The organism is Arthrobacter hankyongi (assembly GCF_022012395.1).
Lineage (GTDB): Bacteria > Actinomycetota > Actinomycetes > Actinomycetales > Micrococcaceae > Crystallibacter > Crystallibacter hankyongi.
This window is the reverse complement of the sequence record NZ_JAKLTQ010000016.1, coordinates 61,570-84,575: the sequence shown is the minus strand read 5'-3', so window position 1 is coordinate 84,575 and position 23,006 is coordinate 61,570. Positions and strand designations below refer to the sequence as shown.

Sequence of the window (23,006 nt, the reverse complement as noted above, 5' to 3'; positions counted from 1 at the left end):
CGACGCACCATCCAAAGGAGCATCATGACCACCATCCAGCGCACCGCCGTCATCACCGGAGCCACCTCCGATCGCGGCATCGGCATGACGACGGCCCGCCGCTACGCCCGGGAAGGCTGGGCCGTCGTCATCCTCGACCTGGACGGCGAGAAGTCCGCCAAGGTGGCCGCGGACATCGGCAACGAGTTCAACGTGCCGGCCTTCGGCCACGCCGTCAACGTCACCGACGAGGTTTCGGTAGCGGCAGCCCGCGACGCCGTCGACACCGAAGTTGCCGCCGGCAACCTGCCCGCCGTCGGCGCGCTGGCCAACATCGCCGGCATCACCTCTCCCGTGCCGTTCCTGGAGACCACCCTGGAACTGTGGAACAAGGTCATGGCGGTCAACGCCACCGGCACGTACCTGGTCACCCGCGCCTTCCTGCCCGGCATGCTCGAAAACAAATGGGGCCGGATCGTGAACATGTCCTCGGTATCCGCCCAGCGCGGCGGCGGGGTCTTCGGCAAGGTTCCCTATTCCGCTGCCAAGGCCGCCATCCTGGGCCTGACCAAGGCCCTGGCCCGCGAACTGGGCGACAGCGGGGTGACCGTCAATGCCGTGACCCCCGGCGCCGTAGACACCAACATCCGCGTCGGCACCACCCCGGAGCTCGAAGCGGCGATTGCCCGGGACATTCCCGTAGGCCGCACCGCGAGCACCGAGGAAGTGGCTGCCGCCATCACCTTCCTCTCCAGCGAGGATGCCTCCTACCTGACCGGCACCACGCTCGACATCAACGGCGGCAGCCACATGCACTGACGGCACTCTGCGAAGGTTGCCGTCCGTCGGCCGCTCCCGGTGCCGGGGGCGGCCGACGGCCCTTGCCGCGGGATGGCCGGCCGCAGGCGATCCCACCGCCACGCCACGGAATGCGGCGCAGTCAGGGAATCAACCCATTAACCGCAAATTGATGCCAAACTGTAATGATGATCGCTCCTTCACGCCAACAGGTATCCGCCGGCAGCCGTGCCGAGGCGGACCAGCTGCTCAATGCCGTCGTCGAAGAACTGCAACTGCTGGCCCGCCAGGACGGTACCTGCGGCATCCTGGTCACCAAGACCGGACCTGGTCAGTTCACGGTGGAACTGAGCGATGACGTCCCCTTCGGCATCACCGAAGAGCGCATCGGGTAGGATCGGGCAGCCTGCGGAACGGCCTGCCGCGGGAACCGCCCCGGCCGGAGTATGTCAATCGGCCAGCTGCGGGTCCATCCGATGGTCGGCGATCAGCCATGCCCCCATCTTCCGGGCGCGCCGGGCGGCCATCAGGTCGCCTTCGGCAGCGGAAATGATGCAGCCCTTCATCAGGATGTGCCACGACCGGGAGAAGGCCAGGGAGTCCCTGAGGCCGGCTTCGTCGGCCAGGATCCTGACCTGCTGGCGGATCTTGCCCAGGTACTCGATACTCGCCTTGCCCAGTGGGTGTTCCGCGCCCATCTCGAGCAGGACCTTGACGAACGAACAGGCCTCGAAATCGTCGTGCTGGAACCATTCGTCGTAGACGTCGAAGATGGCCAGCAGCTGCTCCTCCGGCTCGTCTGCCCGGCGCCGGGCTGCCGGTACCACCGAGCCCATCATCCACAGTTCGTCCCGCCGCTGCAGGAAGGCCAGGGCCAGAGCGTCCTTGGACGCGAAATGGCGGTAGAAGGTCGCCTTAGCCACACCGGATTCGCGGATCAGCTCGTCGACGCCAACATCGCGGATCCCCCGGTGCGAGAACAACTCGTAGGCGGTCACGAGGATCCGGGTATGTGGATCGGGACGCCCATTGGCTTCGGCGGATTTTGTCATGGCATCCAATAGTAGCCCGGTGTCCGCCAACAGGCATCCGAAGACGAACGCACCCGCGCCCGGCAATGCCCGGGACCCTGCAGCGGCACCGGACGTGGCCGTTCGGGCGAATCAGTCCAGCATCGCACCGGCCAGGAGATTGGCACCTGCCTGCATCCCGGGCGGCGGCGGTATGGGCAGGTGGGTGCGTACGACGGCGTCCGCGACCACGGCTTTGCGGCTTCCGGTACCCTTCATGACCTCCCGCTGGCGGCGGGATCCGGTGCCGTCGGTAAGGATGCGCCCGAGTTCCTTGCGGACCCAGGCCTCGTCTCCGTAGTCCCGGAGAGCAGGACCAATATGGGCCAGCAGGGCCTGCACGGCCTCTTCGACGCTGCAGGGCGTGAGCTGCACGGGGTGAACCAGTTCCCCTTCCACCCCGGACCGGCTGGCCCGCCATGCGGCCAGCCGCAGGTGGTCCGCGGAAACCTGCGGGGCGCATCTTCCCGCCCGCCACTGCCGCGCTGCGGTTTCCACCAGCGCCCGGACTACTGCCGCGATCGCAACGGTGTGTGCCGCCTCGAGGCAGACGTCGGCAATCCGCACCTCCACGGTCGGATGCTGGCGGGACAGCCGGGCGTCGAAATACACCATTCCTTCATCAAGCAGCACCCCGGCAGCCAACAGCGTTTCGATGTGCCGGTGGTAGGCCTCCGCCGAGCCGAACAGTTCACACGGCCCCGCGGTGGGCCAGCGGTTCCAGGCCTGGTACCGGAAGCTCTCGTAACCGGTGTCCTTGCCCTGCCAATAGGGCGAGTTGGCACTCAAGGCCAGCAGCACCGGCAGCCACACCCGGATGCGGTCCAGCACCGCGACGCCTTCGTCCGGCGAGGCAATGGAGACGTGGGTGTGCAGGCCGCAGGTCAGCTGCTCTTTGAGCGTCAGCCCGAATTGCTCCGCCATGTTCAGGTACCGCGGCGCCGAGACGGTGTGTGGGGAGTGCCTGCCCACGCTCGTGGCCAGCGCAACAGCCCTGGCGCCGGTGGACCGCGCGGCCTCATCGGCCCGGGCCCGTCCCCGGGCAACGGCCGCGGCAAGTTCGCCAAGGTTTGAACACACCGGGCTGACGGCCTCCAGCTGTTCCTGCTTCACCTCCAAGGTGAGGGTGGAATCGCCCCTGCGTCCGGACGCAGGGGACCTGGCCAACGACGTTTCGGCGACGGCTACCGGTCTTGCCGTGCCTTCATCCACCAACAGGAATTCCTCTTCGACCCCAAAGGTACGGAATTCCGCGCGGCGGGAAGAGACAGCTGGATGGGAAAAGTCTTTCATGGCATGTCCCACGGCCGAGAGGTCTAAGGCAGTTGCCCAACCCTGTTCTCCGAGATTACCTCAACGCACGGGGCCGGGCTAGGACAGTCCTGGGGCCGATACTGCCGGCCTAATGATCCAGCAGCCGTTCCGTGGCAGGGTCCGGCTGGCCCTCGAAATAGCGGTCCAGGACCTGCCCGAACACTGTTTCGCCGGGATCGGCACGCCCGAACAACGTCATCGAAGAGCGCAGCTTCCGGGCATCGATACCGCCGAAGACCTGAACGGCGTTGTGGCCCGGCAGCGCCGCCACCGTGGCGGCGCATTCCCGCAGCCGCGGACCCAGCACCGGATGCGCCAGGTAGGCCTGCGCTTCCGGTAGCGACGAAATGGCGTACTTCCTGGACGTCGGGCTCTGGCCCAACCCGGCGATCTGGGGGAAGACGAACCACATCCAGTGGCTTTCCTTGCGACCGCCGCGCAGTTCGCCGAGGGCACGGGCGTAGGTGTCCCCGGAGTCCTGGGCGATGACGAAGCGTTCGAGGTCGTAGCGGTCTTCCATGGGATGCTCCTCCCGGCGGTCTTCCTTCGGGTCTGCACTGACGGTTTATCACATTCGGTGCCGGCAACCGGACGCCGGGCGTGCTCTTGGCGGGCGGCCGTGGTGTACCGTGTCGCGGGACCGGCGCAGGACCGGCAGACCCAGTGCAGGACGGAACGAGATGATGGCAGAAACCCCCGGAAGCACCGGCACCGTCACGCGTGTGACCGTGCTCGACGACTACCAGTCGGTGGCCGAATCGATGGCTGACTGGCAGGGCAGCAAGCACCGGCTCGAGGTCACGTTCGTCCACGACCACATCGCCGATCCCGATGCCCTCGCCGACCGCCTGCGGGAGACGGACGTCGTCGTCGCCATGCGGGAACGCACGCCGCTGCCCCACAGCCTGATCGCCCGGCTGCCCCGGCTGAAGCTGATCGTCACCACGGGCATGAGCAACGCTGCCATCGCCCTGGATGCCGGTGTGCCGGTCTGCGGGACGCCGTCGCTGATCTCCCCCACCGTGGAACTCACCTGGGCACTGATCACCGCACTGTCGCGCAACCTCTGCGGCGAGACCCAGTCGCTGCGGGCGGGTACCTGGCAGACGTCAGTAGGCGAAGGGCTGGAGGGTTCCACCCTGGGGCTGCTCGGCCTGGGCCGGATCGGGTCGCGGGTGGCGAAGGTTGGGCAGGCCTTCGGCATGCGCGTCATCGCGTGGAGCCAGAACCTCACCCCGGAGGCCGCGGCGGAACACGGCGCCGAACGGGTCGGCCCGGCGGAGCTGTTCAGCCAGGCGGATATCCTCTCCATCCACCTGAGGCTGAGCCCGCGGACCCGCGGGCTGGTCGGCCGGCAACAGCTGCAGTCCATGAAGCCCACGGCCCGCCTGGTCAACACCTCGAGGGCCGGGATCGTTGACCAGCAGGCGCTGGCCGAGGCCCTGCGGGACGGCTGGATCGCCGGTGCCGGCCTGGACGTCTTCGACGAGGAGCCGCTGCCGCCCGGCCATCCCCTCCTGGCGGTGCCCAACGCCCTGCTGACCCCGCATCTGGGGTACGTCGTCCGGCAGAACTATGAGCTGTTCTTCCGCGGAGTGCTCGAGGCAGTCTGTGCCTTCCTGGACGGCAAGCCGGTCCGTGTCCTGTCCGACGGCCAACCGTAAACCGGCGGAACGGGTATTGACATCCGGCCGCAGCTGCCTAAGGTGCTGACCATGCCAGAGCAGCTGATCATCATCGGTTCCGGCCCCGCCGGCTACACCGCCGCCATCTATGCGGCCCGTGCCGGCCTGGAGCCGCTGGTCCTGGCCGGTGCCGTGACCGCCGGCGGGGCCCTGATGAACACCACCGAGGTGGAGAACTTCCCCGGCTTTCCCGAGGGTATCCAGGGCCCGGACCTGATGGAGAACCTGCGTCGGCAGGCCGAAAGGTTCGGCGCCGTCGTGGAGTACGACGACGTGGCATCGGTGGAGCTGAAAGGCCATCTAAAGAGGGTGGTCACCTTGGGCGGGAACACCTTCCGGTCACCGGCAGTCATCCTGGCCACCGGTTCCGCCTACAAGGAGCTTGGCCTGCCGGAGGAGAAGCAGTACTCCGGCCACGGGGTGTCCTGGTGCGCCACCTGTGACGGCTTCTTCTTCCGCGACCAGGACATCATCGTGGTCGGCGGCGGGGACTCGGCCATGGAGGAGGCACTGTTCCTGACCCGGTTCGGCAAATCCGTCACCGTCGTCGTCCGCCGGGACACGCTGCGGGCCTCGAAGATCATGGCCCAGCGCGCCCGCGACAACGAAAAGATCCGGTTTGCGTGGAACAGCGCCGTGACCGCCATCCACGGCGACGGCAAGGTCAGCGGCGTGACGCTGACCGATACGGTCACCGGCGAGACGCGGCGGCTGGAGGCCTCGGGCATTTTCGTGGCCATCGGGCACGTGCCGCGGACCGAACTGGTCGCCGGACAGGTGGATCTCGACGACGCGGGCTACATCAGGGTGGACTCCCCCACCACCGTGACCAGTATCCGCGGCGTGTTCGCCTGCGGCGACGCCGTGGACCACCGCTACCGCCAGGCCATCACGGCCGCCGGCACCGGCTGCGCCGCGGCCCTGGACGCCGAACGCTACCTGGCTGCCCTGGCAGACTCGGACAGCATCGCCACCGCCCTGGTCGAGGAGGACACCCACGGCTGAGGACGGACAGCCTTCCCAGGCTGCGAGCGCGGCCGTTCTCGCCGGGCTCAGGGCATAACATCCCCGGAGTTGGGGCCGAGGGTCTGGCCGACGAAGAGGTTCCCCCCCGGATCACTGGCCAGCAGAATGGCGGCCGGTGCCACCTCGGCCGGTGTGCCGAACCGCCCAAGCGGCAGTTCGGCCCGTTTGGCGGCCTTCCAGTCCTCGGAGATTCCGTCCACCAGGGGCGTGGCGATCGGCCCCGGAGCGATGCTGTTGGCCAGGACGTTATGCGGCGCCATCTCCAGGGCCAGCGCCTTCGTGAGCCCGATGACACCGGCCTTGGCCGCACTGTAGTGGCTGAGCCCGTTGCCACCCTTGATCGCCAACTGCGAGGCAATATTGATGATCCGGCCCCACCTCTGTTCACGCATCGGACCCACGACCTCGCGGCAACAGAGGAACACGCCCGTCAGGTCAACACCGATCGTTTCGTTCCACATCGCCAGCGTCATCTCTTCCAGGGGCGACTCGGTGAGCAGTCCCGCGCTGTTTACCAGGACGTGGACCGGACCGAGCCGCTCCCGTGCGGCGGCAAAGGCCTCGCGGACGCTTGCCTCGTCGGCCACGTCCACCGGAATGATGCCGTCGCCGCCGGCACGGTCCAGAACCGCCACCCGGTCTCCGTTGGCCCGGAAGGCCTCGGCAATGGCCAGCCCGATCCCGCTGGCGCCGCCGGTAACGACGACGGCGCGGCCGGTTGCTGGGTCAAAGGCAGCGGGCGCGCTCATCAGGCACGCATCTTGACCGTGAGCCCGCCGTCGACGATCAGCGCCTGGCCGGTGACGTAACGGGCGTCGTCGGAGGTCAGGAAGCCGATCACGCTGGCGACTTCCTCCGGGCGGCCGACTCGCCCCCACGGGATGTCCTTGCCGGCCCGCTCCAATCCCTCCGGGCCCAGGGAATTGACCGGGTCCAGTGACTGGGGCGTTTCGATCAGTCCCGGGATCACGGCATTGGCGCGGATTCCGCGTGGGCCCAGCTCCACGGCCACGCTGCGGATGAGGCCGAGCACCCCCGCCTTCGCTGCTGCGTAGTGGGCGTGCTCCTCCCAGCCATAGACTCCGCCGGCGATCGAGGACACGGCGACCATGGCCCCGCCCTCGGTCATCTTCGCGGCACCGGCCCGCAGCGTGCGCAGCACGCCGGTCAGGTCGACGTCGAGCATATCGCTCCAGCGCTCGTCGGACAGTTCGGCCAGCGCCGCATTGCGGAGGATGCCTGCATTGGCGACGGCGTAATCCAGCCGCCCGTACTCCTGCACGGCCCGGTTGGCGAAGTCATCGACCGAGGCCGTGCTGCGCACATCCACCTCGTGGATGACCGCCGCGCCGCCGGCCTCGGTCACCAGCCGCAAGGTTTCCTCCGGATCGTGCGGGTCTCCCGGAAACGTGCCAATGACGCAGTGCACGCCCTGCCGGGCGTAATGGACGGCGAGTGCCCGGCCAATGCCGCTGGCGGCGCCGGTGATGATGGCTGTCTGCTCAGACATTGGACTCATCCGGCAACTTGTGGGGATCCTCCAGCAGGGCCTCAATGGGCGGCTTGGCGGCGATCATCAACACACCGGAGAGCAGGGTGCCCAATGCTCCGATCCACAGGGCCGCCGGGCCTGTTCCGGATCCGGCCGCCACAGCGGTGAACAAGGCTCCGCCGATGATGGTTCCCGGCTGGCTCATGGCACCGATGAATGCGGTGCCCGTTGCCCGGCAGCTGACGGGGTAGCATTCGGCCATGAAGTACTGGATGGCCGCGTACGGGCCGACCAGGAAGAACAGGCCCGCACCGTAGGTGAGAATGATAGTCAACGAGTTGGAAGCCAGCGGGCTGAGCATGATGCCGAAGCAGATGCCCGAAATGATCCACCCGCCGATAATGGTCCGTTTCCGGCCGATGATGTCGCCGAGCCAGCCGTGGAAGACGTAGCCGAAGTAGGCCAGCGCGTTGATGACGATCAGGAACCAGAAGGCGGCGGTCAGTTCCACGCCTTTGGCATTGAGCAGCACTGAGCTTCCCAGGATGCTGAAGATGGCGATACCGAAGAAGTTCAGGATCCAGGCCAGCGACAACACGATGGTGTTACGGCGCAGATGGGGTTCCCAGATCCGCTTCAGCGGTGCAGTGGAGGAATGCTCGACCCCGTAGGCGTGGGCGAGGGCATGGGCATCGTCGCTGCGGCCGTGCTTCTCCAGCTCCGTGAGCTTGTGATGAAGCTCGAACTGCGGCGTTTCCTTCAGCATCCGGTAGATCAGCCAGACGATGACTATGGCTGGGACGCAGGCCATCACATACAGGGCCCGCCAGCCGAGCAAGGGCAGAAATGCCAGGGCCAGTGCGCTGGCGAGCAGGAAGCCCAGCGGCCAGCCGCCCTGGATAAAGGAGTAATGGAAGCCCGGGCGCTTGCGCTTCTCGGCCACCACCGTGACGGCGTAGACCTCGTTCATGTAGGTCGCGTTGACCGCCTGTTCCGAGAAGCCGAGGCCACCGAAGGAGCGGATGAAGACCAGCAGCCCGTTGCTGATGAAGCCCAGCCCGGCCGGGATCAGCGCGGTGAGCCCCGAGACGACGGCGGTGCCGCCGATCGTGGTCATCATGCCTTTGCGCCGGCCGAGCCGGTCAATCACCGGGCCGATGCCGAAGCAGACGATGGCAGTACCCACCGCGATCCACGTGTTGATGGCATAGGCCTCCGGGGCCGTCCAGCCGAAGTCTTCCTGCATGGCCGGCAGCAGCGTGCCAAAAAGACCGAAATCGAAGACCGCGATGGTCCAGGCCAGCAGGGCAAGAACGGTGGCGATACTTGTGTGTTTTTTGGAGAAGGCGGGAAAGCGCCGTTCTTCGTCGGGTGCCGGGGGCGTCAGATCAATGCCGGGTTCATGTGCGCTCATGATGCTGGTTCCTTTCGGGGAACGCGGCTGATGAAGGAGTCGGCGATCTGGTCGAAGGTCAGCCAGCTGACGCCGTCGTGCGAATTGATGTGTTCGATGAGCCGCTCGAGCATGAGCAGCACCTGGGGGCGGCCGGAGACATCCGGATGGATGGTCATGGTGAAGGCGGCCTGGTCCATTTCCCGGTAGACCCAGTCGAACTGGTCCCGCCACATTTGTTCGATGTCGCGGGGATTGACGAATCCGTGTGAGTTCGGGGATGCCTTGATGAAGAGCATCGGGGGCAGGTCGTCCAGGTACCAGTTGGCCGGGATTTCGACGAGGTCCGTCTCCTCGCCGCGCACCAGCGGCTCCATCCAGGTTTCGGCCGGCTCGTCGTAGTTGATCTTGGTCCAGCTGTCGCCAACCCGCACGTAGTACGGCTCGAAATCGCGGTGCATCAGGGAATGGTCGTACTTGATCCCGCGTTCAAGCAGGATCTCGTTGGTGACGGGAGAGAACTCCCACCACGGTGCAACGTAGCCGGTGGGCCGGTTTCCGGACACCTTTTCGATCAGTTCGATGCAGCGGTCAAGGATGGCCGTCTCCTGTTCCCGGGTCATCGCAATCGGGTTCTCGTGCGAATAGCCGTGGACCCCGATCTCGTGCCCGGCGCCGGCCACCATCTGGGCCAGGTCGGGAAAGGTCTCTATCGAGTGCCCCGGAATGAACCACGTCGAGGGCAGCCCGTACTTTTCGAAGAGCCGCAGCAGGCGCGGAGCGCCGACCTCGCCGGCGAAGAGCCCGCGCGAGATATCGCACGGGGAATCCTGGCCGCCGTAGGAACCGAGCATGCCGGCAACCGCATCAACGTCCACACCGAAGGCGACCTGAATATCCTTTGCCATGAGCTGACCTTCCTCATCGATAGTTGAACGGGAACATGGCTGACTGCCCTATGGGAGCGGCTGTCCGTACCGGGCAAAGTGCCCGGCGATTTGAGGCCGCGGGGCATCAAGCCGGAGCAGGAGGCTGAGCAGGACCAATGTCTGGGACGGACGCAGGATGCCTGACGGAATGGCCCCGGCGGCGAGTAGATCCTTGCCGCCGCCGTCGCCGTAGATCGGCACCACCGGGCCGGCGTGCACGCGGGTGCTGGTCACGACGACGACTCCGGCCGCGGTCGCCTCGCCGACCGCCGAACACAGCACCCGGTTGGCATTGCCGCTACCGGTGGCCTGCAGCACGATTCCTGCAGCCCCTGCTTCCAGCGCCGCCCGCAGCAGGACGTCGTCCGCCCCCGGATAGGAGGCGACGACGTCCACCCGCACCCCGGTACCCGCAGCCACAGGGGGCAGCGGGATCGGTGCAGGCCGCGGCGGCACATGCCCCAGATGCACGCTGCCGCCAGCCGTCACCCAGCCGACGGCGCCGACGTCGGGGTTCGCGAACGCGTCCAGGTCCAAGGTCTGTGCCTTCTGCACGCCGCGGGCGGGGAAGATGCGTCCGGCGAAAGACAGCAGCACGCCCCGGCCGCGGGCCTGCGGCGAAGCGGCCACCGCCACCGCCTGTGCAAGATTCTCCGGCCCGTCCGGCGAGCCGGAATCTGCGGCCTTCTGGGCCCCGGTAAAGACCACCGGGCGCGGGTCGTCGTGGGTCAACTCCGCGAGGAACGCGGTTTCCTCCATGGTGTCCGTGCCGTGCGTGACCACTACCCCGAGGACGGCCGGATTCCTCAGCACCGCACGGATGGATGAACAGATTTGCGCCATCTCGTCGAAACCGAGCAGGTAGGAACCTTTGCGGAGGACATCGACCACCCGCACGGGGCAGGAAGACGATGCACCAAGGCTTCCCAGCAATTGCTCCCCTGTGTCCGCGGCAATGGCGGCTCCCCCGGCCTCGGGACGGGACCGGGATGCAATGGTTCCTCCTGTTGCCAGCAGCACCACATGGGGGTCGCTGGTGTCCTGAGGGATCATGGATGCTCCCAATACGGCTTAACAGCGGTGCACGGAACGAATACCGTTCCGCGGCCTATGGAGTTCCCCTACGAGCCGTCCGGCCCTCTTTCCCCCGCCCAATCGATTGGGTAAGGTGGCATCACTCTACGATGTGGTCCAAGTCACGTCAACATCATGATGTTCGGCGGACATCTGACCGCCGGACCGAACGTGCCGAGCAAATGCATGGGGACCATGCAGGAGGCGTCCGTGAACGAGAGCAGCCGTCGGCGTCCCGTGACGATCAAGGACCTGGCAAGCCAGCTGGGCATACACCCCTCAACGGTCTCCCGGGTCCTGCATTCCGAGGCCGAGGTTGCCCGGGGGGCGGCATCCGCAGAGACGGCCCGAAGAGTCAGGGAGCTGGCCCGGAAACTGGAGTATTACCCGCACCCGCAGGCTGCGGGTCTACGGACCGGGCGCACGAGCCTGCTGGGAGCGATTGTGCCCCGGCTCTCGGACCTGGTCCTGGCCATGATGTACGAGGGAGTCGAGGAAGCCGCGGCCGAGCTTAACTACTCGGCGTTCGTCATGAACTCGCGCGACGATCCGGGCGAACAACGCCGCAAGACCGAGATCATGCTGGCACGCAGGGTGGACGGGCTGATCTTCGGCGACGCGCATCTGGACGGCACCCTGATGCCGGAACTGGACCGCCGCGGGATCCCGTTCGTCCTGATGAACCGCAGGCTCGACGGCTTCCCATCCGCCACCTGTGACGACATCCTCGGCGGCGAACTCGTCGCAGACCATCTGTGGGAGAAGGGGCACCGCCAGGTCGCCGTCGCCGCCGGAGAGGCGTACGCCAGCACTGGGGTGGACCGCACATCGGGCTTCGTCAATCGCTGGCGCGGGCTCGGCGGTGACATCGAGCCGGGTGCGGTGGTGTGGTCCGGGTTCGATACTGCCGGCGGCAGCCAGGCGGTCGAAACCATCCTGCAGACCGCCCGCGTGATGCCCACGGCCGTCTTCGCCGTGAACGACTTTGCCGCGATCGGTGCAATGGGTGCATTGCGTTCCCGCGGACTGACCGTGGGCCAGGATATTGCGGTGGTTGGATTCAACGACACACCCATAGCCGCCCAACTGCCCATCCCGCTGTCATCGGTGCGCTCACCGATGCTGGAAATCGGCAAGGCCGCCGTGCAGTTGCTCCGCAAAGTGCTCAACCGTGAATCCACGGATTCGGTCAGGCTGAAGCCGGACCTCCAGGTGCGCGAGAGCAGTGGTTGACGAGCCGGTGCCGGGAGTCAGGCTCCGGCGCCCCACAACCTGGCACGCAGGGACCGCTGTTCGGCCCGCGCCGCCAGTGCCTCTTCCATGCCCACCGGGGTAAAGCGCGTCTTGGTGCCGGGTGCGCTGCGTGCCAGCAGATCCATATCGGCACTGATAACAGTGGCCACCATGGCGTAGCCTCCGCCGGAAACCGCATCGCGGTGCAGGACGATCGGCTCCTTGCCGCCGGGAATTTGGATGGACCCGACGGCGTAGCCTGCGTCCACAATGTTCGAAGGATCCGACCCGGCGCCGAAGGGCTGCTGCCGGGGCTGCCATTCCACCTCCGGCCCCGAATAGCGCAGGCCGGTGCGGTCGGCCACGGGCGTGAGGGTCCAGATGGAGTTGAGAAGCGTTTCCATGCCCCGTGCCGTCAGCCGGTGATCGTACAGCCCGGGCATCACCCGGACGGTGACTTCCTTCTCGAAGCGCGGACGGAGTCCGGGATCGATCTCCTGCAGCGGCTCCCGGCCCCCGGACGGGCCGGCACTGTCCCCGACGGGGACCAGGTCGCCGGCGCGGAGCGGCCGGCCGTCGAAACCACCGATGCTCCCGAGGCCGTAGGTGGAGCGGCTGCCCAACACCACGGGCACGTCGATGCCGCCGCGGACGCCAATGTAGAAGCGCGTCCCTCCCTGCAGGATGCCGAAGGCGACCTCGTCACCGGCTGCCAGTTCCAGGCGCGACCACTGCCCGCGCGTCCCGCCATTGACTTTGACGTCCACCGGCGCGCCCGTGACAGCAATGACCGTATCCCTGTCCGTTCGGAACCTGGGACCCATGTAGGTGCACTCGAGCACCGCCTCGGCGGGGGTGTTTCCGGCCAGCGCGTTGGCCATCTCCGCAGACAGCCCATCCATGGCGCCGCCCTGCGGGATGCCGACGTTGTAGTAGCCGAAGCGCCCGCGGTCCTGGACCGTCGTCGCCAAACCGGGTTCAAGGATTTCAAATGCCATTGAGCCGCTCCAATATTTCCCGGTTATAACCTGCCGGGTCCTCCAGGGCCCGCTGCAGATCGAACTGCACCGGCGCCTGCCGGTACCTGAAAGTGCCTGCTTCGACTTCGTCCTGGATCTTCCGATATTCAGCCTCATCCACGGGCCGGAATTTGACGATGTCACCCGGCCGGAAAAAGACCATGAATTCCTTGAAATCCGGCAGCGACTGGGCCGGATCGAAAATCGGCGCCGCGGCGATGCCGAACATCTGGTAGCCGCCTGCACCCCGGACCGAGTAGATACAGGCGAAGCAGCCGCCGTGCCCAACTGTCAGGGCCGGGGTGTCGGTCCGGGGACTGAGGTATTTCGGCACTTCCAGCTGTTGCTCCTGCGGAACTATCTGGAACATGAAGGGCAGGCCGGCGACGAAGCCGACCATCGACACCAGCCAGGGGGAGCCGTAGTGCCGCTTGATGAACTCGTCGACCGAGGAAAGGCCGTTTTCCTGGGCGGCGAACTCAAGGTCCGTGCCCTCCGGGCGCTGATGGTTGGCCCGGAACCGGGCCGCCGTCTCATTGGTGTACGGATCGTTGTACCAGACAGGTATTTCCACCACGCGGGTATCCAAAGTGGGATGGGCGGTCCGGGCCACCGTCTCCTCGATTCGCCGCACCCTCTCTTCCAGCTCGCCGGGGGCAAGCACATCCGGATCGAACCGAATCAACAGCGAGGCGTTGGCCGGGCAGATGTCGGTGATGCCGTCAATTTTGTCCAGGTCGAGCAGCGACGCCATCGCATTGGCCCTGAAGTTGGCGGCCAGACTCATGGCCTCGTCGATTTCGACGAAGAGGAACTCGTCCCCGCCCCACGTATACCGGGCGGTGGTCCCGGCGGCTGCAGCCGTCATGCCGCACCTCCGAGCAGTTCCGGGGTCGTCTCCAGGAATTTCGAATGATGTTCCACGTCCCGCAGTTCGGGACGCTGGATCAACGCCTGGAGCAGGGGCAGAGTGGTCTTGACCCCTTCCACGTCCACCTCGCCCAACGCCCGCACGGATCTGGCGATCGCTTCGGTCCTGCTGGCGTCCCAGACGATGAGTTTGGCCAGCAACGAGTCGTAGAACGGGGCGATGACCGATCCTGCCACGAACCCGGAGTCGATGCGTACGCCTGGCCCACCCGGCCAGTCCAATCGTTCCAAAGTGCCGGGACTGGGCATGAAGCCGCTCGAGGGGTCTTCGGCGTTGAGACGGAATTCGAAGGCATGGCCCCGGAACCGGACCTCGTCCTGGGCCAGGGGCAGTTTCCCCTCGCCGGCCACGAGCAATTGTTCGCGCACCAGGTCCAGGCCGGTAATCATCTCGGTCACCGGGTGTTCGACCTGCAGGCGGGTATTCATCTCAATGAACGCGGCCTCGTGCGTTTCGGGATCGTAGAGGAATTCGACCGTACCCAGTCCCCGGTAATGGCACGCGCGGGCCAGTTCCACCGAGGAGTCGCGGATCCGTTGCCGGACGGCGTCGGGCAAGGCCGGGGCGGGCGCTTCCTCCAGGATTTTCTGTTGGCGCCGCTGCATCGAACAGTCACGGTCGCCCAAATGGATGGCGTCCTGGCCATCGCCCAGTACCTGCACCTCCACATGCCTGGCCCGACCCAGGAAGCGCTCAAGGTACACATCGGCGCTGCCGAAGGCCGCCCTCGCCTCCGCCTGGGCAACCTCGACGGTTGCGACCAAGTCTTCCTCGGCTGTGACCAGCCGGATGCCTCGGCCGCCGCCGCCGGCCGAGGCCTTGACCACCAGGGGGTATCCGATCACCCGGCCTTCGGCAATGAGGTCCTCGCCGTGCCCAACGGCACCCTCGCTCCCCCGCAGGATCGGCACCCCCGCCTGGCGGGCTGCATCCCGCGCACGGGCCTTGTCCCCCATAAGCTCGATAGCTTCGGGAGAAGGACCTACCCAGGTCAGACCGGCCTCGATGACAGCGGCGGCGAATGCTGCATTCTCGGACAGGAAGCCATATCCGGGGTGAACGGCGTCGCACCCGCTGTCCAGGGCAGCGGCAAGGACCGCGGACTGGTCCAGATAACTCCTGGTGGCCGGGGCCGGGCCGACGAGCCTGTACTCGTCGGCCAGCTGCGCCGCATGGGACTTCTCGTCCGGCTCGCTCACCGCCACCACGGTGCGGATGCCCAGTTCCCGGGCCGAGCGGATGACGCGGACCGCTATCTCGCCCCGGTTGGCAATGAACAGCCGCTCCACCGTCACGCCTCGCTGACCGTTACGATGACATCTCCGGGGTTCACTGTGCCGGAATCCTCAATGTGGAAACGGTCGATGGTGCCGGCGACATCACTGCGGACCTCGCTAAACTGCTTCATCACTTCCACGACGCCGACAGTCTGGCCGACGTCGACATGGTCGCCTTCGTTGACGTAAGGCTCCTTGTCCGGGCCGGGCTTGCGGTAGAAGATTCCGGGCAGCGGGGAGAGGATATCGGCCACAGTGGAACCCCTTTCAGGAGGTGGTGGGAGCGGCAGAGCCGTTTGCCGACAGCGCTTCTCGCACCGCTGCCGCTACGTCCACGGCATTCGGAGCATCCGAATGCACGCAGACACTTTCAAAACTGATGTTGAGCAGCGTCCCGTCCACCGCTTCGACCACACCTTCGGCGAGTACACGGCGGACCCGTTCAGCGGCGGCCGCCGGATCGGTAGGTTCCGGCCGGCGCTGGATCAGCAGCTGGCCGGCAGCACCGTAGTTCAGGTCCACGTACAGCTCCCCAACGAAGGGAACACCCAGCCGGCCGCAGACCTTCTCATGTTCGGTTCCTGCCAGCCCGTAGAACGGCACGCCGTACGACGCCGCCACCTTGGCTGCGGCTTCCATGAGTTCCGGGTCGCGGGCCAACATCCCGTAAAGCGAGCCGTGGGGCTTGAGGTGGTTGAGTTCGAGATCTGCCTTGCGCAGGAACGCTGCGAGCGCGCCGACCTGGTACAGGAGCAGGTTTTCCACTTCCGCTGCGGTGAGCTTCATTTCACGCCGGCCGAATCCGACCAGGTCGGGCAGTCCGGGATGCGCACCAATCTTCACGCCCCGTTCGGCGGCCAACTCCACGGTGGCCGCCATCGTATCGGGATCGCCTGCATGGAAGCCGCAGGCAACATTGGCAACGTCAATGATCCCCATCAGATCCAGATCGTTACCGAAGGAATGGAGACCCAGGGATTCCCCCAGGTCCGAATTGAGCGTCAGCTGTCCGCTCGCAGCCACAGGTTGGGACATGGCACCCACCTTAGGAGCTCCGGCTACGCGCACGGAAGTGGGCATCTGCCCATAACTGTGCTGCCCATTCCCGCAGTTTGCACATACTCTGGGAGCTGAGCCCGAAAAAAGGAATCTCCATGATCGTGGCCGATTTGCTCGCCGAGGACGCCCTGCAACTGCGTCTTCACACGCCGTCCTCCCGCCGCCGGCTTGAGCGCAGGATCAGCTGGTGCGCGCCGACGGAGGTCATGGACCCCACACCCCTGCTGAGCAGGAATGTCCTGCTGCTGACAAACGGCATCGGCATGAACATCGATGATGACCTGACCTGGCATGCCTACGTCGAGCGGCTTGCCAGCATTCCGGTCTCCGCCATTGCCTTCGGTACCGGTACGGCCCACAGGCTGCTGCCCGGCGGGCTGGTGAAGGCTGCGACAGCCCTCGATGTTCCGTTGCTGGAAATACCGCGTGCTGTTTCCTTCCTGCAGGTCCATCGGCACGTGACCAATGTGCTCCAAGCTGAACGCTATGCGGCCCGGACACGGTCCTGGGAACTGGCCGAAACTTGCTCTCGGTACGCCGCCGCCGGCTCTTCGGTGCGCACCATGCTGGCCGAAGTCTCGAAGACAGTAGGCGGCCCGGCCGCGATCATCGACGGCGGTGGGGCCGTCATTGCCTGCTGGCCCGCATCGTCCCGCTGGGCGGGCGAAGACCTTCGCCGGGCCGCCGTGGACGACGAAGACGAACGCGGCGTGCCCCTGCCGATGGGCGGCGACTCGTTCCAATTGGTGGTCCGCGGGGGTGTCCGGGACGAGCCTTTGACCACCCTGCTCGCCCCGGCCGCGTCCATCATGGCAGTCCAGCTCAGAAGTGCGCTCCAGAGCACCTCCCACAAGCAGCCCCAGTTCCGGGCGCTGCTGGCACAGGTCGCCGACTGGGAAGGTGTTGCGTTGCAGGAGTTCACCCGAACATTCCGCTCAACGGGGCTGGACCCTGACCAGCCAACCTATGCCATAGCGGCCCTGGCGGCAGGTGATACCACCAGTGTCTGGAAGATCCGGCTAATGCTTCAGGAAGCCTTCGATGTGCTTCGGATGATGATCTACGGCGATGTCGCCTTTGCACTGGCACAGCGGCCTGCCGGCGATGGTCCCGACAGCGTGGAACGGCTGGAGACCGTGCTGTCGGCACGGCTGCGGGCTCTGGTCCCGCACCAGGCCGTTGTCCTGAAGGGTCCGTGCGGAAGCGTGGACGAATTGCGCCTGGGCCTTTACGACGCGGCCGAACGGGTACACAAGGTGTCCGGGCCCGTGGTTGCCGCCGAGCTGAGCATCGGATCCCTCCTTGCCGCGGCCGCCGGCCACGGCGCACGCACCGGTGCGCACAAGCTGCTCGCACCGGTTCTGGCCTATGACGACAAACATTCGGCACATCTGCTACAGACCCTCACGGCCTACCTGGAAAACGACTGCCAGCCGTCCCGGGCCTGCCGAAAACTCTTCATCCATCGGAACACGCTCGCCCAGCGGCTGCGGAAACTCGAGTCGCTGCTCGCCCTGAGCTTGGACACCTTGGAAGGACAAACCACCTGCCTGCTGGCGCTGCGGATCCGCGAAAGCCAGGAACAGCCGGCCACTCTTTCCGCCCCCTCTGAGGCCCGCTCCGGGGTATAGCCTTGCCTAGGAAACGATCCGGACGCAGTTCAGGTTTCGGGGCAGTCATGGGCGGAAAATTCTCGGGCACGGCCGGAAACGGGACCGACGTCGACACGCTGGTCATCGGCGGCGGCCAGGCCGGGCTGGCCACCAGCTACTGGCTCACGCGCTACGGCGTCGAACATCTTGTTTTGGAACGCCGCGGCAGCTTGGGCGGTGTCTGGCAGGACCGCTGGGATAGTTTCTGCCTGAACAGCCCGAACTACGGCATCCTGCTCCCGGGCATGCCGTAGACCGGACCGGATCCGGAGGGTTTCATGCCGCGCGATGAGGTGGTGGCCTACCTGCGCCGCTACGCCAAGGAAACGGCGGCCCCCGTCCAGACCAGCACGGAAGCCACCAGTGTCCGCGCCGGCACGGACGGCGGCTTCCTGGTGGACACCAGCCGCGGCCCGTACCGGGCCCGCCACCTAGTACTGGCGTCGGGCGCCTATCCGAAGCCGTACCTGCCGCCGGCGGCAGCCGGGATGCCCGGCACCGTCCGGCAGATACACGCCGATGCCTACCGCAGTCCGGGCCTGCTGCCGGGCGGGGCGGTGCTGGTGATCGGCAGCGGGCAGTCCGGCGGGCAGATCACCGAGGACCTGCTCGAGGCCGGCCGCGAGGTCCATCTGGCCATCTCGTCCTGTCCGGAGGCTCCGCGCCGCTACCGCGGCCGGGACACGGTCTACTGGATCATCCAGCTCAGCCTGCGGGGCCCGGAGGTTGGCGTTTGGCTCCCGCAGCCTCCCCCGGCCGGCCGCTTTGCCTGCAACCCCCTGGTGTCCGGCCGCCACGGCGGCCATGACATCTGCCTGCGCTCGCTCGCCCGCCAAGGTGTCCGGCTGCATGGCCATTTCGAGGGAACCGACGACGGCGTGCTCGTCTTCAGCGACGACGTCCCGGACCGCCTCGCGGGTATCGAGGCGGCGTTCGGAGCACGCCTGCAGCCGGTCATCGATGCGTTTATCAGCACGGCGGGAATTGCCGCCCCGGCAGACGACCGGCCGGGCCATGGCCGTTTCGTCCCGGCAGCCGAACCGCGGCTGGATCTGGCTGCGGCAGGCATCAGCTCCATCATCTGGGCCACCGGCTACCGGCTGGACTTCGGCTGGCTGGACCTGCCGGTGCTCGACGACTGGGGCTATCCGCGGCACCGGCGGGGCGCCGTCGAGCACCCGGGACTGTACGCCGTCGGGCTGCCCTGGCTGACCGCCCACGCCTCGCCGCTGCTGGCCGGCGTCGGCCGCGATGCCGCCTACATCGCTGCGCAGATTGCCGGCCGCGGGACGCCGTAGCGCCCGATGCTGCGCGGCCAGCGACCGCCGCCCACGGGATCAGCCGTGCAACTGGCGCAGCACGTACTGCAGGATGCCTCCGTGGCGGTAGTAGTCGGCCTCGCCCGGGGTGTCGATGCGCACCACGGCGTCGAAGCTCGTGGTGGAGCCGTCCTCCGCCGTTGCCGTGACCCTGACCGTCTGCGGGGTGCCGCCGCTGTTCAGTTCCGTAATCCCTTCAATGGCGAAGGTTTCGGTTCCGGTCAGGCCCAGCGACGAAGCGCTTTGACCCGGTGGGAACTGCAGCGGCAGCACGCCCATGCCGATCAGGTTCGAGCGGTGGATCCGCTCGAAGCTCTCGGCAATGACGGCCTTGACGCCCAGCAGCGCGGTGCCCTTGGCGGCCCAGTCGCGCGAGGACCCCGAACCGTACTCCTTGCCGGCCAGCACCACCAGCGGGGTGCCGGCGGCCTGGTAGTTCATCGCCGCGTCGTAGATGTACGCCTGCGGGCCGCCGGTCTGGGTGAAGTCGCGGGTGAAGCCGCCCTCCACGCCGTCCAGCAGCTGGTTCTTGATTCGGATATTCGCGAACGTGCCGCGGATCATCACCTCGTGGTTGCCGCGGCGCGAGCCGTAGGAGTTGAAGTCCTTGCGCTCCACGCCGTGCTCCAGCAGGTAGCGGCCCGCCGGGGTGTCGGACTTGAAGGAACCGGCCGGGCTGATGTGGTCGGTGGTGACCGAATCGCCCAATTTCAGCAGCACCCGTGCGCCTGCAACATCCGTAACCGGGTCGGGCTGGGCAGCCATGCCCTCGAAGTACGGCGGCTTGCGCACGTAGGTGGACTGCGGGTCCCAGTCGAAGGTGTCGCCCTGCGGTGTGGGCAGGGAACGCCAGCGCTCGTCGCCGTCGAAAATCGTCCGATAGCTGGAAGTGAACATGTCCTTGTCGATCGAAGAGTCGATAATCCGCTGCACCTCCAGCGGATCGGGCCAGATGTCGCGCAGGAACACGTCGTTGCCCTCGGAGTCCTGGCCCAGCGGCTCATCCTCGAAGTCGAAGTCCATGGTGCCGGCCAGGGCGTAGGCGATGACCAGCGGCGGGGAGGCCAGGTAGTTCATCTTCACGTCCGGGTTGATCCGGCCCTCGAAGTTGCGGTTGCCCGAGAGCACCGCGGAGACAGCCAGGTCATTGTCGCTGATGGTCCGGGAGATCTCCTCCTCGAGCGGGCCGGAGTTGCCGATGCAGGTGGTGCAGCCGTAACCCACCAGATAGAAACCCAGCTTCTCCAGGTACGGGGTCAGGCCGGACTTGTCGTAGTAGTCCGTGACCACCTTCGAGCCCGGGGCTACCGAGGTCTTGACCCACGGCTTGGAACTGAGTCCCTTGTTTACCGCGTTGCGGGCCAGCACCGCGGCAGCCAGCATCACCGAGGGGTTGGAGGTGTTGGTGCAGGAAGTGATGGACGCGATGCTCACTGAACCGTGGTCCAGCAGGAAGTTACGGCCGTCAGGCATCGTCACCTCTACCGGATGATGGGCGCCGCCGGAATCCGGATCGGTCCGCTTCACCGTCAGATGCGGCGGGTTCTTGATCTTGCTGCCAGCGTCCGTGTAGGTGGGCGGGTCCGAAGCCGGGAACGATTCTTCCTCTGCCTCGTCCACGGAGGGTCCCTCCGCTTCGACGCTCTTGTGCACATAGTGCTGCAGGTCCTGATGGAACTGTGCCTTGGCGTCGGTCAGCTCGATCCGGTCCTGCGGACGCTTCGGGCCGGCGATCGAGGGAACCACGGTGGACAGGTCCAGCTCCAGGTACTCCGAGTACTTCACTTCCTTGGCCGGGTCATGCCAGAGCCCCTGCTCCTTGGTGTAGGCCTCAACCAGCGCCACGTCCTGCTCCGGGCGCCCGGTCAGCCGCAGGTACTCCAGGGTCACGTCGTCGATCGGGAAGATCGCGGCGGTGGAGCCGAACTCCGGGCTCATGTTGCCGATGGTGGCGCGGTTGGCCAGCGGCACGGCAGCGACCCCCTGGCCGTAGAACTCCACGAATTTGCCCACCACGCCGTGCTCGCGCAGCATCTCGGTGATGGTCAGCACCACGTCGGTGGCGGTCGCGCCGGCGGGAATCTCGCCGGTGAGCTTGAAGCCGACCACGCGCGGGATCAGCATGGACACCGGCTGGCCCAGCATGGCGGCCTCGGCCTCGATGCCGCCCACGCCCCAGCCGAGCACGCCCAGGCCGTTGACCATGGTGGTGTGCGAGTCGGTACCCACGCAGGTATCCGGGTAGGCCAGGACCTGGCCGTTGCCGTCTGCTGCCCGGGTCATCACGGTGCGGGCCAGGTACTCAAGGTTGACCTGGTGCACGATGCCCATTCCGGGCGGCACCACCTTGAAGTCGTCGAACGCGGTCTGGCCCCAGCGCAGGAACTGGTACCGCTCGCCGTTACGCTGGTACTCGATCTCGATGTTCCGTTCCAAGGCGCCGGCGTTGCCGAAGACGTCGATCTGCACCGAGTGGTCGATGACCAGTTCGGCCGGCGCCAGCGGGTTCACGCGCTTCGGGTCGCCGCCAAGGTCCGACAGTGCCTCGCGCATGGTCGCCAGGTCCACCACGCAGGGAACGCCGGTGAAGTCCTGCATGATCACGCGGGCCGGGGTGAACTGGATTTCAACACTCGGCTCCGCGTCCGGGTCCCAGCCGGCCAGGGCGCGGACGTGGTCCGCGGTGATGTTCGCACCGTCTTCGGTCCGCAGCAGGTTCTCCAGCAGGACCTTGAGACTATAGGGGAGCTTGTCGGCGCCCTCCACGGCGTCGAGGCGGAAGATGCCGAAACTGGATCCGCCAACCTCAAGGGTGCTTCGTGAATGGAACGTATCCACAGCAGTCATCGCTGAATTCCCTTCGGAAACTGCGGGGGGGGGGGTTGTATGACTACGCTATTGGCTCCGGCTGCCGTTGTATATGCCCGCGCGGATCTTAGGCGGGGTCCGGCCCCAGCAGCACCGGACGACGGCACCGGGCCTGCTATCCGGTTCCGCCCCACAGCCGGCGCCACCACGGCCGGCGGGGTTCCGGTTCCGGATCCGCCGGCACCGCGGCAGCCCGGGCCGCACGGCGTTCCTGCCAGCGTGCCGCTTCCCCATCCACATCGCGCGTTTTGGTCACCACCGGCGGACCACCGAGGAGTTGCCGGCGTGCATCGATTACCCGGGCATTGAAATCCTCGACCGTCTCCCGAACCTGCTTTTCCGTGTACAGGGTGTCCAGCAGGTCATCGAGTTCGGCGTCGTCCTTGCGCAGCAGGATGGCCTCCGGACCGATGCCGGTGAGGTTTTCCCGCTGGATCAGCCCCTTGATCCACCAGTCGGGATCGTACCGCTCCCCCAGCCCGGGGATCGGTTTGCCGGCGTACTTCAGATTGTCGAACTGCCCGCGCGCCATCGCGTCCCGGACCAGATAGTCGGCCCGTGCCGCACTGTCGATCTTCCTGCGCTTTTCGCGCGTCTCCTCGTCCTCTGCCCCGGCACCCCGGGGCGTCCCGAAGGCGCGCAGTTCCGCGGCGCGCTCAAGCCGGCGCCCGTACTCATCCGATGCCCTGCCGTCCGCCACCGCCGGCGCCTCCTTCAGCATGTCCGGAACTGTGATCCTCGCCCACCAATTTTCCCAGCCCATGGTGCAGGCGGCAATGACACGCTGGCCGACGACGGCGAGACCACCTCCGGCGTCGCCAGCCAGTTACGCTCGTTGCCGCGCCTCCCCGCCTCCCGCCCCAGCTCGGGGCGGGCCCCTCGGCCAGA

General features: G+C 66.7%; 23 protein-coding genes. 8 read left to right on the top strand and 15 right to left on the bottom strand.

The features are described 5' to 3' along the window. Positions 1-24: 24 nt before the first annotated feature. Complete coding sequence (locus LVY72_RS17900; RefSeq protein WP_237823844.1) at positions 25-798, top strand: SDR family NAD(P)-dependent oxidoreductase; 774 nt, start codon at positions 25-27, stop codon at positions 796-798. A gap of 167 nt (positions 799-965) precedes the next feature. Further along, a complete protein-coding gene (locus tag LVY72_RS17895) occupies positions 966-1,172 on the top strand; it encodes a hypothetical protein (protein ID WP_237823841.1) in 207 nt (68 codons plus the stop codon). Between the two features lie 54 nt (positions 1,173-1,226). Here the strand turns inward: LVY72_RS17895 and LVY72_RS17890 are convergent, their stop codons facing one another. From LVY72_RS17890 to LVY72_RS17880, 3 genes are all read right to left on the bottom strand, one after another. After that, complete coding sequence (locus LVY72_RS17890; protein ID WP_237823837.1) at positions 1,227-1,829, bottom strand: TetR/AcrR family transcriptional regulator; 603 nt, start codon at positions 1,827-1,829, stop codon at positions 1,227-1,229. 111 nt (positions 1,830-1,940) lie between these two features. Continuing rightward, a complete protein-coding gene (locus tag LVY72_RS17885) occupies positions 1,941-3,140 on the bottom strand; it encodes a glutamate--cysteine ligase (protein ID WP_237823835.1) in 1,200 nt (399 codons plus the stop codon). A gap of 109 nt (positions 3,141-3,249) precedes the next feature. Next, complete coding sequence (locus tag LVY72_RS17880; protein ID WP_237823816.1) at positions 3,250-3,681, bottom strand: DUF1810 domain-containing protein; 432 nt, start codon at positions 3,679-3,681, stop codon at positions 3,250-3,252. Between the two features lie 160 nt (positions 3,682-3,841). On the opposite strand from LVY72_RS17880, the gene LVY72_RS17875 reads away from it, so the two are divergent. Both LVY72_RS17875 and trxB read left to right on the top strand, forming a co-directional pair. Further along, complete coding sequence (locus LVY72_RS17875) at positions 3,842-4,825, top strand: D-2-hydroxyacid dehydrogenase family protein (RefSeq protein ID WP_237823813.1); 984 nt, start codon at positions 3,842-3,844, stop codon at positions 4,823-4,825. Positions 4,826-4,876: 51 nt separating this feature from the next. Continuing rightward, entirely contained in the window at positions 4,877-5,851 is a 975-nt protein-coding gene (gene trxB / locus LVY72_RS17870; protein WP_237823809.1) for a thioredoxin-disulfide reductase, read from the top strand. A gap of 47 nt (positions 5,852-5,898) precedes the next feature. On the opposite strand, the gene LVY72_RS17865 is transcribed toward trxB, so the two are convergent. The 5 genes from LVY72_RS17865 to LVY72_RS17845 are packed head-to-tail and all read right to left on the bottom strand — an operon-like array spanning position 5,899 to position 10,739. Next, the gene (locus LVY72_RS17865) at positions 5,899-6,621 is read right to left on the bottom strand and encodes an SDR family NAD(P)-dependent oxidoreductase (protein WP_237823790.1); all 723 of its coding nucleotides are present in this window, start codon (positions 6,619-6,621) and stop codon (positions 5,899-5,901) included. Next, positions 6,621-7,382 carry an SDR family NAD(P)-dependent oxidoreductase gene (locus tag LVY72_RS17860; RefSeq protein ID WP_237823787.1) on the bottom strand — a complete coding sequence of 254 codons (762 nt, stop codon included), beginning with the start codon at positions 7,380-7,382 and terminating at the stop codon, positions 6,621-6,623. Before LVY72_RS17860 ends, LVY72_RS17865 begins: the two co-directional genes overlap by 1 nt. Then, the gene (locus LVY72_RS17855) at positions 7,375-8,778 is read right to left on the bottom strand and encodes an MFS transporter (protein ID WP_237823784.1); all 1,404 of its coding nucleotides are present in this window, start codon (positions 8,776-8,778) and stop codon (positions 7,375-7,377) included. The genes LVY72_RS17860 and LVY72_RS17855 overlap by 8 nt, the downstream gene beginning before the upstream one ends. After that, the gene (locus tag LVY72_RS17850; RefSeq protein WP_237823767.1) at positions 8,775-9,665 is read right to left on the bottom strand and encodes a polysaccharide deacetylase family protein; all 891 of its coding nucleotides are present in this window, start codon (positions 9,663-9,665) and stop codon (positions 8,775-8,777) included. The genes LVY72_RS17855 and LVY72_RS17850 overlap by 4 nt, the downstream gene beginning before the upstream one ends. Positions 9,666-9,713: 48 nt before the next feature. Further along, positions 9,714-10,739 (bottom strand): asparaginase, encoded by a 1,026-nt coding sequence (locus LVY72_RS17845; RefSeq protein WP_237823754.1) that lies wholly within the window; start codon positions 10,737-10,739, stop codon positions 9,714-9,716. A gap of 231 nt (positions 10,740-10,970) precedes the next feature. Between LVY72_RS17845 and LVY72_RS17840 the strand changes: the two genes are divergently transcribed. Next, a complete protein-coding gene (locus LVY72_RS17840) occupies positions 10,971-11,993 on the top strand; it encodes a LacI family DNA-binding transcriptional regulator (RefSeq protein ID WP_237823738.1) in 1,023 nt (340 codons plus the stop codon). A gap of 17 nt (positions 11,994-12,010) precedes the next feature. Here LVY72_RS17840 and LVY72_RS17835 read toward each other — a convergent pair whose 3' ends face one another. Genes LVY72_RS17835 through LVY72_RS17815 form a run of 5 tightly spaced genes read right to left on the bottom strand, consistent with a single transcriptional unit; the run spans position 12,011 to position 16,255 of the window. Further along, on the bottom strand, positions 12,011-12,991 hold the full coding sequence (locus LVY72_RS17835; RefSeq protein WP_237823735.1) for a 5-oxoprolinase subunit C family protein: 981 nt from the start codon (positions 12,989-12,991) through the stop codon (positions 12,011-12,013). Next, the gene (locus tag LVY72_RS17830; RefSeq protein WP_237823731.1) at positions 12,981-13,880 is read right to left on the bottom strand and encodes a 5-oxoprolinase subunit B family protein; all 900 of its coding nucleotides are present in this window, start codon (positions 13,878-13,880) and stop codon (positions 12,981-12,983) included. Before LVY72_RS17830 ends, LVY72_RS17835 begins: the two co-directional genes overlap by 11 nt. Next, complete coding sequence (locus LVY72_RS17825; RefSeq protein ID WP_308190844.1) at positions 13,877-15,238, bottom strand: acetyl-CoA carboxylase biotin carboxylase subunit; 1,362 nt, start codon at positions 15,236-15,238, stop codon at positions 13,877-13,879. Before LVY72_RS17825 ends, LVY72_RS17830 begins: the two co-directional genes overlap by 4 nt. Beyond that, positions 15,235-15,474, bottom strand: coding sequence for an acetyl-CoA carboxylase (locus LVY72_RS17820; RefSeq protein ID WP_237823728.1), 240 nt, complete (start codon positions 15,472-15,474; stop codon positions 15,235-15,237). The genes LVY72_RS17825 and LVY72_RS17820 overlap by 4 nt, the downstream gene beginning before the upstream one ends. A gap of 13 nt (positions 15,475-15,487) precedes the next feature. Continuing rightward, positions 15,488-16,255, bottom strand: a complete 768-nt coding sequence (locus tag LVY72_RS17815) for a 5-oxoprolinase subunit PxpA (protein WP_237823725.1) — start codon at positions 16,253-16,255, stop codon at positions 15,488-15,490. 119 nt (positions 16,256-16,374) lie between these two features. Here LVY72_RS17815 and LVY72_RS17810 point away from each other — a divergent pair, with 119 nt between their 5' ends. The 3 genes from LVY72_RS17810 to LVY72_RS17805 are packed head-to-tail and all read left to right on the top strand — an operon-like array spanning position 16,375 to position 19,229. Beyond that, the gene (locus tag LVY72_RS17810) at positions 16,375-17,910 is read left to right on the top strand and encodes a PucR family transcriptional regulator (RefSeq protein ID WP_237823722.1); all 1,536 of its coding nucleotides are present in this window, start codon (positions 16,375-16,377) and stop codon (positions 17,908-17,910) included. Positions 17,911-17,957: 47 nt separating this feature from the next. Next, positions 17,958-18,185: an FAD-dependent monooxygenase gene (locus LVY72_RS24780; RefSeq protein WP_308190843.1), complete on the top strand. Its 228-nt coding sequence runs from the start codon at positions 17,958-17,960 to the stop codon at positions 18,183-18,185. Positions 18,186-18,209: 24 nt separating this feature from the next. Beyond that, the gene (locus LVY72_RS17805; protein ID WP_308190842.1) at positions 18,210-19,229 is read left to right on the top strand and encodes an NAD(P)-binding domain-containing protein; all 1,020 of its coding nucleotides are present in this window, start codon (positions 18,210-18,212) and stop codon (positions 19,227-19,229) included. Positions 19,230-19,268: 39 nt separating this feature from the next. Here the strand turns inward: LVY72_RS17805 and LVY72_RS17800 are convergent, their stop codons facing one another. Together LVY72_RS17800 and LVY72_RS17795 are read right to left on the bottom strand one after the other, a co-directional pair. Then, positions 19,269-22,097 carry an aconitate hydratase gene (locus tag LVY72_RS17800; protein ID WP_237823719.1) on the bottom strand — a complete coding sequence of 943 codons (2,829 nt, stop codon included), beginning with the start codon at positions 22,095-22,097 and terminating at the stop codon, positions 19,269-19,271. A 136-nt stretch (positions 22,098-22,233) separates the two neighbouring features. Beyond that, entirely contained in the window at positions 22,234-22,839 is a 606-nt protein-coding gene (locus LVY72_RS17795) for a DnaJ family domain-containing protein (RefSeq protein WP_237823716.1), read from the bottom strand. Positions 22,840-23,006: the final 167 nt, after the last annotated feature.